The following is a 9,430-nucleotide window of genomic DNA, read 5'->3' as shown; positions in this document are numbered from 1 at the left end:
GCTGCGTCGGGCCCCTTCCCCGGGTCGCTGGGGGTGAAGGGCCCCTTCAGCCCGGCTCTAGAGCGCGAGGGCGACCGCGGTCAGCACCGCCCAGCCCAGCATGGCGAACCCGGTGTCCCGCAGCGCGGGGATCAGCGCCCGCCCCTGCGAGCCGCCGCCGACGGCCTTGACCGACTTCAGCAGAAGCGGCGCGGTCAGCAGGCCCAGCAGCGCCCACGGCGTCACGAAGGCGAGCAGCACGCTCACGACGTACGGCACCGCGACCAGCACCAGGTAGAGCCGCCGCGTGCCCTTGTCGCCGAGCCGGGTGGCGAGCGTGCGCTTGCCGGACTCGATGTCGGTCGGGATGTCGCGGAGGTTGTTGGCGGTCAGCACGCCGGTCGAGAACGAGCCGACGGCTACCGCGCAGCCGAGCGCGGTCCAGCTGAGCTGTCCGGCTTGGACGTACACAGTGCCCAGTACGCCGGCCAGCCCGAAGAAGACGAAGACCGCGATCTCGCCGAAACCGTAGTAGCCGTAAGGCTTTTTGCCGCCGGTGTAGAACCAGGCGCCGAGGATGCAGACCGCGCCCATCGCCAGCAGCCACCACAGGCCGCTGATCGCGACGAGCACGAGCCCGAGGACTCCGGCCAGCCCGAGCGACGCCAGAGCGGCCGCCAGGACCGCCTTCGGCTTCGCGACCCCGGAGCCGACCAGGCGCAGCGGGCCGACACGGTTTTCGTCGGTGCCGCGGATGCCGTCGGAATAGTCGTTGGCGTAGTTGACGCCGACGATCAGGGCCAGCGAGACCAGCAGCGCGAGAACCGATCGGGACCACGAGAAGCCGTCGAGCGCGAGCGCGGCACCGACTCCGGCGACCACCGGCGCCACCGCGTTGGGCAGCGTCCGCGGGCGCGCCCCTTCGATCCATTCACCAGCAGTCGCCATGCCGCCATTCTGGCCCTGGCGACTACCGGCCGGTATGCGGGGCTCGTCACCCGCTCGCGGTGCCGAGCCACCGCGAGCAGGCGACGTAGCGAGCTACTTCAGATCGTTGATCGTGTCTTCCAGGGTCCAGGTGAGTGTGCCGCTGTTCGGAACGGCGGTTTCCGGTTCGTCCGCCAGCGCGGGCCCGGCCAAAGCGACCAAGCCCATCGTGACGGCGGTGCAGGCCAATACTGTGCGTGTCCAGCGCGTCATACCTAGACGTAAACCCGCGGGTAATGATCGTGTCAACAATGTCCCAGTAATCGGTGGGGAATTCACGACCTTCGTAGGAGATTCCTGACGGCCGTCCGATCGACCTTTCCAGGGCCCCGCAAGGGGAGTTCTTCGGCGAACTCTACCCGCTTCGGCGCGGCCGCCGCACCGGCCTCTTCGCGGCACGCGGCACGCAGGGAATCAACGTCGCAACCAGCACCGACGACGAGCGCGACGACGGCCTCGCCCCACTCCGGGTCGGGTACTCCGACCACGCACGCGTCCCGGATCCCGGGCTGTGCGGTCAAGATCCGTTCGACGGCCGCGGCGGCCACCTTCACCCCGCCGGTGTTGATCATGTCGTCGACGCGGCCGAGGATCTCCAGCCGCCCATCGGCCGTCCATCGGCCACGGTCGGAAGTGCGGAAGCGGCCGCCCTCGAAGGACTCCGCGGTCAGGTCTGGTCGCAGCCGGTAGCCGTGCGAGAGCACGTCACCCGTGATATGGACCCGCTCGTCTTCGAGTTCGACGTGTACTCCGTCCAGCGGTACGCCTTCGTAGACGCAACCGCTGGCGGTCTCGCTCATGCCGTACGCGGGGACGATCTTCACGCCCGCTTCGGCCGCGCGCTCGCGCAGTCCGGCGGTGGTCGCCGCGGCCCCGATCACGATCGCGTCGAAGGCGCGGGCCGCCGCCAGCCCCGCGCCGCCCGCGTCGAGCAGCCGTCCGAGCTGGGTCGGCACGAGCGCGGTGTAGCGCGGTCCGTCGAGGGCCAGCAGCGGCGCGGCGGCTTCGGCGAAGTCGTCCGGCCGGAAACCGGGGGCGTGCAGCGCGGCGGGCGTCGTCCCGGCCAGGAGCGAGCGGACCAGCACCTGGAGTCCGCCGATGTACTGCGCCGGGGTCGCGAGCAGCCAGTGCCCCGGCCCGCCGAGCCGCGCGTGGGTGGCGTGCGCCGACGCGGCGAGCGCGGCGGACGAGAGCAGGACGCCCTTGGGCTCGCCGGTGGACCCCGAGGTGGCGATGATCACCGCCGTCCCGGGCTCGGCCGGGCGTGTCGGCTCCATCGCGTCCCGCAGCGCCTCGGACGCGTAGGGGAGGACGGCCGGGCCGCCGCCGAGCGCCCCGGCCAGTGCCGCGGTCAGCCCGGTGATCGACTCCGGACTCCCGTCCACCTCCACCGCACGCATCCCGCCACCCTACGTCCGCCCCCGGATCGCGTTTAGCCCGCTAAACGCAGGTCGGGGCCGAGCGCAGTTAGCGGGCTAAACGCGATCCGCCTGGTCAGTAGTAGTAGGGGAAGGCCGACCAGTCGGGGGAGCGCTTCTCCAGGAAGGAGTCGCGACCTTCGACGGCTTCGTCCTGCATGTACGCCAGCCGCGTGGTCTCGCCGGCGAAGAGCTGCTGCCCGACCAGGCCGTCGTCGGTGAGGTTGAACGCGTACTTCAGCATCCGCTGCGCCGTCGGCGACTTGCCGTTGATCGCCCACGCCCAGTCCAGCGCCTCGGCCTCGAGCTCCGCGTGCGGGACGGCGGAGTTGACCGCGCCCATCGCCTGCATCTGCTCGGCCGTGTACTCGCGGCCGAGGAAGAAGATCTCCCGCGCGAACTTCTGCCCGACCTGCTTGGCCAGGTACGCCGAGCCGTAGCCGCCGTCGAAGGAGCCGACGTCGGCGTCGGTCTGCTTGAACCGCGCGTGCTCGGCCGAGGCGAGCGTGAGGTCGCACACCACGTGCAGCGAATGCCCGCCGCCCGCCGCCCACCCCGGGACCACGGCGATCACCACCTTCGGCATGAACCTGATCAGCCGCTGGACCTCGAGAATGTGCAGCCGTCCGGCCCTGGCCGGATCGATCGTGTCGGAGGTCTCCCCGTCCGCGTACTGATACCCGGAGCGTCCGCGAATACGCTGGTCACCACCGGAACAAAACGCCCAGCCGCCGTCCTTCGGCGACGGGCCGTTCCCGGTGAGCAGGACGCAGCCGACGTCCGAGCTCATCCGCGCGTGGTCGAGCGCGCGGTACAGCTCGTCGACGGTGTGCGGACGGAAGGCGTTGCGGACCTCGGGACGGTCGAACGCGACACGCACGACACGTTTGCCCGAACGGCTCTCAGCGGAGCGGTGATAGGTGATGTCGGTGAAGTCGAAACCTTCGATCTCGGTCCACAAGGCGGGGTCGAACAGCTCGGAAACCTGGGCGTCATCCACGTTTGGGAGAATAGGACGTGTGGCCGTGAGTCGTAGAGTGAAACCCGAGGTCTGCCGGTGAATCCTTCCACCGCGCAGGCCAGGGTGATCGTCGACGAACTCGTCCGCAACACCGTCTCGCACGTCGTCCTCTGCCCGGGCTCCCGCAACGCCCCGCTGTCGATCGCGCTCTACGACGCGGCCGCCGCCGGACGGCTCCAGCTGCACGTCCGCATCGACGAACGCGGCGCCGCCTTCCTCGCCCTCGGCATCGCCGCGCGCACCGGCCGCCCCGTCGCCGTGCTGTGCACCTCGGGCACCGCGGCCGCGAACTTCCACCCCGCCGTCCTGGAGGCCGACCGCGCGGGTGTCCCGCTGATCGTGCTGACCGCCGACCGGCCGCCCGAGATGCGGGCCGCCGGCGCGAGCCAGGTCATCGACCAGCACCACCTCTACGGCAACGCCATCCGGTACTTCGACGAGCTCGCCGTCGCCGAACGCCGCGCCGGGCAGAACTCGTACTGGCGCGGCCAGATCTGCCGTGCCTGGAACGCCGCGTACGGCGAGTGGCGCTGCGGGCCGGTGCACCTGAACATCCCGTTCCGCGAGCCGCTCGTCCCCGACATCAACGATGACGGCGAGTGGTACGAGTCACTCGAAGGGCGTCCCGACGGCGCCCGCTGGACCGAGCTCCCCGACTTCGGCGCGCTTCCCTCGTTCGTGGTGCCCTCGGCCCGGCACGGCCTGGTCATCGCGTGCGACACCGGCGTGCAGGCCGCCAGCGAATGGGCCGAGCTGCACGGCTGGCCGGTCGTCTCCGAGACCGGCGGCATCGGGATGGCGGGCGCGACGGCGATCTCGTCCGGCGCGTGGCTGCTCGGCGTCGAGGAGTTCATCTCGCGGCACAAACCCGAACAGGTCCTGTGCATCGGCCGCCCGACGGTGTTCCGGCAGGTCCAGCGGGTCCTGTCCGATCCCGACGTCGAAGTGCTGCTGGTCCGGCCCGATTCGGACTGGCCCGCGCCCGCGCACAACGTCCGCCAGGTCGGCCAGTGGTTCGACGAGCCGACCAAACCGGCCGATCCGGAGTGGCTCGCGGGCTGGCAGCGCGCGGACAAGGCCGCGTCTTCGGCGGTGGCCGAAGCGCTGGCCGCCGAGCCGTGGCCGAGCGGGCTGCGCCTGGCCACCGAGCTGGTCGACGCGGTGCCGGAAGGGTCGCTGCTGGTCGTCGGCTCGTCCAACCCCACCCGCGACGTCGCGCTCGCCGGACGGCTGCGGCCCGACGTCCTGGTGCACCGCAACCGCGGCGTCGCCGGGATCGACGGCATGGTGTCGACCGCGATCGGCGCCGCGACCGTCCACAGGGGACATTCGTACGCCCTGCTCGGCGACCTGACGTTCCTGCACGACGCGAGCGGCTTGCTGACCGGCCCCGCCGAACAGCGCCCCGATCTGACGATCGTGGTGCTCAACGACGACGGCGGCGGCATCTTCTCCCTGCTGGAGCAGGGCGCGCCCGAGCACAACGCCGGTTTCGAGCGGGTTTTCGGGACGCCGCACGGCGCCGACCTCGGCGCCCTGTGCGCCGGTTACCGCGTGCCGCACGTCGTCGCGGAGACGCTCACCGAGTTCCGCGCGGCGCTGAAGCCCGCGCCGGGGCTGCGGGTGGTGGAGGTCCGGGTGGACCGAACGCGCCACCGTGAGCTGCACGCGCGCCTCCGTACGGCGGTTTCCTCCGCCGTACGCGCTGTCTAGCTGATTTGCGTCTCAGTCCAGAAGGTAGGAACCCCTCCTTCGGACGTGTCTGGGCGATGATCGTCTGGATAGTTTCGAGCGCGCTGACAAATCCTGGGAGGATTCGCAATGCGCTTGAAGACTCGCGCCGGCTTCGCCGGATTGACCGCGGGCGTCGTCTCGGTGCTGCTCGTGGGCACCGCGGCCGCCGCGCCCGCGCCCGGCTCGATCGGGATCGGTGACCCGTACTACCCGCACGCCGGGAACGGCGGCTACGACGTCGGCCACTACGACCTGCGGCTGACCTACCAGCCCTCGACCGACCTGCTGTCCGGGTCGACGACGATCCTGCTGACCGCCACACAGGACCTGTCGCGGTTCAACCTCGACTTCGGCCTGAAGGTGTCGAGCGTCCGGGTCAACAACCGGCCCGCGCAGTTCGCGACGTCGACCGACGGCACCGGTGAGCTGAGCGTCACCCCGGCCACTCCGCTCAAGAAGGGCCAGACGGCGACCGTCGTCGTGGCCTACGCGGACACGCCGTCGAAGGTCAAGATCGACGGTTTCACCGCCTGGAAGAAGACCCCGGACGGCGCGCTGGCCGTCGACGAGCCGCAGAGCGCGGCCTGGTGGTTCCCCTCCAACGACCACCCGACCGACCTGGCCACCTACGACATCTCGGTCGAGGTCCCCAACGACGTCGCGGCGCTGTCGAACGGCACGCTCGTGCGCAAGACGGTGCAGCGGCCGGGCTGGACGCGCTGGAACTGGCGCAGCACCAAACCGCAGGCGACGTACCTGACGTCGCTGGAGGTCGGCAAGTTCGAGGTGAACGAGCAGACCACCCCGGACGGCAAGCCGTTCATCACCGCCTACGGCGCCGACCTCGGCGAATCGCTCGGCGCGGCCAAGGCCAGCATCGAGCGGACGCCGGAGATCACCGAATTCCTCGCGTCGAAGTTCGGGCCCTACCCGTTCGAGGCGCAGGGCGGCGTCGCCACCACCGGCATCACCTTCGCGCTGGAGAACCAGACGCGGCCGGTGTACGGCGCCCGGGCGTTCCGGTCCGGCTCCAACACCTCGGTCGTCGCGCACGAGCAGGCGCACCAGTGGTTCGGCGACAGCGTCACGCTCGGCAAGTGGAGTGACATCTGGCTGAACGAGGGCTTCGCCTCCTACGGCGAGTTCCTGTGGTCGGAGGAGACCGGCGAGGGCACCGCCGACGAACTCGCCCAGTACATCTACGACTCGCAGCCGGCCGACGCCGCGTTCTGGCAGGTCCTGCCCGCCGACCCGGGCGCGGACAAGCAGTTCGACGCGGCCGTCTACGACCGCGGCGCGCTCGCGGTGCACGCGTTGCGCAAGGCTGTGGGCGACGACACGTTCTTCCGGATCCTGCAGACCTGGCAGCAGGTGAAGAAGAGCAAGTCGGCGGTGATCCCGGAGTTCATCGCGCTGGCGGAGAAGATCTCGGGCAAGCCGCTGTACGACCTGTTCCAGACCTGGTTGTACACCAAGGGCAAGCCCGCGGTGGGTCCGAACGGCGTGCCGGCCGCGGCTCAGCGGGCCGCTGTGGCCCCGGTCGCACCCAAGTCCTACCCGCAGATCAAGGCGACCCATGAATTCCTCGGCGAGCGACACGCCCACTGACGGGTAGCGCTACGCTCGCGGCGTGACGGCCAAAGCGGAGCGGGTGAGGCGCATCGGGTGGTATGCCGCCCTCGTTGTCGCCTCACTCGTCACCGTGCTCGGTGTCTCGCTGCTGTTCGCCGCCTTCCGCAACGACAGCGCGATCGAAGCGCAGCTCGGCCAGGCGACAGCGCAGGTCGAGTCGGTCGCGTTCGACCGGACGATCATCAACTACGCCACCCCCGACGGCATCATGCACAGCCCGTCCAACGGCGTGCTCTACCCGGCCGGGCTGGCCGCCGGGCAGCTGGTGAACATCGAGTACGACGCCGGCGACCCGGAACTCGCGCGGGTGGCCGGGCGCTCGGCGTCGAACACGCTGCTGCCGCTGGGCAGCATGATCTTCTTCACCTGGCTGATCGCCGGTCCGTTGCTGTGGTGGATCCGGCGGCAGAACGCCAAGTCACGCGTGTCGTCCGTCTGAGCACGCGAGTCGTCCATCCAGTCACGAGTGTCGTCCGTCTGATCACGTGAGCCGTCCGGATCGGTCCGCCGCGCCCGCTGTGCGGAACCGGCGAACTCGCGTGATCAGATGGACGACACGCGTGATCAGACGGACGACACGCGTGATCAGAAGGCGAACTCAGCCGACGGACTCCTGCCACCAGCCCAGCACCTCGTCCGCCACCCCGGGGGCCGCGACCAGGAGCGCGTCGACGGGGAGGGCCGTGCCTTCCCCGTGCCGGTCCAGCACCACGGCCCCGGCCTCGATGGCCAGCGCGACCGAACCGGCGACGTCCCATTCGCGGTAGCTGTGCAGCACCGCCGCGGCCGCGTGCCCCAGCGCGACCTGCGCGATCGCCAAAGCGGCCGAACCGAGTACCCGGACCCCGGCGTGCGCGGCGGCGGCCCGTTCGATGAACTGGCCCATGCCCGGCCAGACACCCTTGCGCGTGAGTTCCGTGCAGACGATCGCCCCGGCGGTCCCGCGACGGTCGGTGAGCGTGATCGGCTTGCCGTTCGCCCGGGCGCCGCGGCCGCGCGCGGCGGCGTAGATCTGGGCGCGGTACGGGTCCGCGACCACGCCCACCACCGGCCCCGACGCGTCGATCAGGGCGAGGCTGTACGCGCACCAGGGGACACCGGCGACGTAGTTCGCGGTGCCGTCGACCGGGTCGACGACCCAGCGGTACTCGGCGACGTCGGCACCGTGGTCGGCGCCGAACTCACCGCCGACGACGGGGATGCCGGGGAACTCGGCGGTCAGCACGCGGCGGGTGTGGCGTTCGAGGATCCGGTCCGTGTCGGTGACCCAATCGAAGGGCGAGTCCCTCGGATCGGGCTGGGCACCACGGCCCGCGGTCGCGGTGATCACGTCGGTCGCGTCGTTGGCCAGCCGCCCGGCCACTTCGAGGGCCCTCGACAACAGCCCGGGCTCGACGGGCTGAGGCGGCCTTGACGACAGGAGGGTCATGCCTGCCTAGTGTGGCCGAAACTGGTTTACGGAACACGACCTTGAGATGACATGTCGTCTGTTCCGTTTTTGTTGGCGTGGGCGTCACAACCGGATGCGAAAGTGATCGTCGTGCGAGTCGCGATAGTCACCGAAAGTTTCCTGCCCCAGGTGAACGGCGTGACCAACTCCGTGCTCCGCGTCGTGGAACACCTCCGCGACCGCGCGCACGACGTGCTGATCATCGCTCCGGGGCCGGGCCCCGGGGAGTACCTCGGCGCCCCGGTCGTGCGCATCCCCGCCCTCGATTTCCCCGGCGTGAACTCCCTCCCGGTCGGAGTGCCGACCCGGACGGTGCTCACCGCGCTGGCCGATTTCGGGCCGGACGTGGTGCACCTGGCGTCCCCGTTCGTGGTCGGCGCCCGCGGGCTCGCCGCGGCGAGACGGCTGCGGGTGCCGTGCGTCGCGGTGTACCAGACCGACATCGCCGGATTCGCCGCCGCGTACGGCTTCGGCATCGCCGCCCGCGCGGCCTGGCGCTGGGTGCGCCGCCTGCACTCGCGGGCCGACCGCACGCTCGCGCCGTCGTCGGATTCGGTGGCACAGCTGAAACTGCACGGGATCCCGCGGGTGCACCGCTGGGCGCGCGGCGTCGACATCGAGCGGTTCTCGCCGGTCCACGCCGATCCCGCGTTGCGCGCCGAGCTGGCGCCGAACGGCGAACTGCTGGTCGGGTTCGTCGGCAGGCTCGCGCCCGAAAAGGAGGTCGAGCGGCTGACCGCGCTGGCCGGGGTCGACGGGATCCGCGTGGTCGTCGTCGGCGACGGGCCGGAGCTGCCGATGCTGCGCGAACGGATCCCGGGCGCGGCGTTCCTCGGCGCTCGGTACGGCGAAGAGCTTTCCGCCGCGTACGCGAGCCTCGACGTCTTCGTCCACACAGGACCGCACGAGACGTTCTGCCAGGCCATTCAGGAGGCGATGGCGTCAGGGCTCCCGGTGCTCGCGCCGGACGCGGGTGGCCCGAAGGACCTGGTGCTGCCCGGTCGTACCGGCTACCTGCTGCCCGCCGATCGGGCCGGGTTCGCGACGGCGCTGGTGGACAAGGTGAACGACCTGCGCGACGAAGCCCTGCGCGCCAGGCTGGGGGAGAAGGCGCGCAAGGTGGTGCTGGGCCGGACCTGGCCCGCGGTCTGCCACGAACTGATCGGTCATTACGAAGCCGTTCAGGGCAAAGTCGCGCGTGCGGCGTAA

General features: G+C 70.8%; 9 protein-coding genes. 4 read left to right on the top strand and 5 right to left on the bottom strand.

The window, feature by feature from the left end:
- Nucleotides 1-57: 57 nt before the first annotated feature.
- The 4 genes from ACFWMR_RS19060 to ACFWMR_RS19045 all read right to left on the bottom strand — a co-directional run bounded on the left by ACFWMR_RS19060 (nt 58) and on the right by ACFWMR_RS19045 (nt 3,384).
- Complete coding sequence (locus ACFWMR_RS19060) at nt 58-927, bottom strand: 1,4-dihydroxy-2-naphthoate polyprenyltransferase (RefSeq protein WP_378379293.1); 870 nt, start codon at nt 925-927, stop codon at nt 58-60.
- Nucleotides 928-1,020: 93 nt separating this feature from the next.
- Entirely contained in the window at nt 1,021-1,179 is a 159-nt protein-coding gene (locus tag ACFWMR_RS19055; protein ID WP_167333169.1) for a hypothetical protein, read from the bottom strand.
- A gap of 62 nt (nt 1,180-1,241) precedes the next feature.
- The gene (gene menE / locus ACFWMR_RS19050) at nt 1,242-2,366 is read right to left on the bottom strand and encodes an o-succinylbenzoate--CoA ligase (protein ID WP_378379292.1); all 1,125 of its coding nucleotides are present in this window, start codon (nt 2,364-2,366) and stop codon (nt 1,242-1,244) included.
- Nucleotides 2,367-2,460: 94 nt separating this feature from the next.
- Nucleotides 2,461-3,384, bottom strand: coding sequence for a 1,4-dihydroxy-2-naphthoyl-CoA synthase (locus ACFWMR_RS19045; RefSeq protein ID WP_093939033.1), 924 nt, complete (start codon nt 3,382-3,384; stop codon nt 2,461-2,463).
- A 57-nt stretch (nt 3,385-3,441) separates the two neighbouring features.
- Between ACFWMR_RS19045 and menD the strand changes: the two genes are divergently transcribed.
- The 3 genes from menD to ACFWMR_RS19030 all read left to right on the top strand — a co-directional run bounded on the left by menD (nt 3,442) and on the right by ACFWMR_RS19030 (nt 7,210).
- Entirely contained in the window at nt 3,442-5,118 is a 1,677-nt protein-coding gene (gene menD / locus ACFWMR_RS19040) for a 2-succinyl-5-enolpyruvyl-6-hydroxy-3-cyclohexene-1-carboxylic-acid synthase (protein WP_167406440.1), read from the top strand.
- 108 nt (nt 5,119-5,226) lie between these two features.
- On the top strand, nt 5,227-6,747 hold the full coding sequence (locus ACFWMR_RS19035) for a M1 family metallopeptidase (protein WP_093939035.1): 1,521 nt from the start codon (nt 5,227-5,229) through the stop codon (nt 6,745-6,747).
- A gap of 22 nt (nt 6,748-6,769) precedes the next feature.
- Nucleotides 6,770-7,210 (top strand): DUF3592 domain-containing protein, encoded by a 441-nt coding sequence (locus ACFWMR_RS19030; RefSeq protein WP_378379291.1) that lies wholly within the window; start codon nt 6,770-6,772, stop codon nt 7,208-7,210.
- A gap of 159 nt (nt 7,211-7,369) precedes the next feature.
- Here the strand turns inward: ACFWMR_RS19030 and ACFWMR_RS19025 are convergent, their stop codons facing one another.
- Nucleotides 7,370-8,200 carry an inositol monophosphatase family protein gene (locus ACFWMR_RS19025; RefSeq protein WP_378379290.1) on the bottom strand — a complete coding sequence of 277 codons (831 nt, stop codon included), beginning with the start codon at nt 8,198-8,200 and terminating at the stop codon, nt 7,370-7,372.
- 111 nt (nt 8,201-8,311) lie between these two features.
- On the opposite strand from ACFWMR_RS19025, the gene ACFWMR_RS19020 reads away from it, so the two are divergent.
- Complete coding sequence (locus ACFWMR_RS19020; protein ID WP_378379289.1) at nt 8,312-9,430, top strand: glycosyltransferase family 4 protein; 1,119 nt, start codon at nt 8,312-8,314, stop codon at nt 9,428-9,430.

Source organism: Amycolatopsis thailandensis, assembly GCF_042723255.1.
Classification (GTDB): Bacteria; Actinomycetota; Actinomycetes; order Mycobacteriales; family Pseudonocardiaceae; genus Amycolatopsis; species Amycolatopsis thailandensis.
This window is presented reverse-complemented; position numbering and strand designations above follow the sequence as displayed.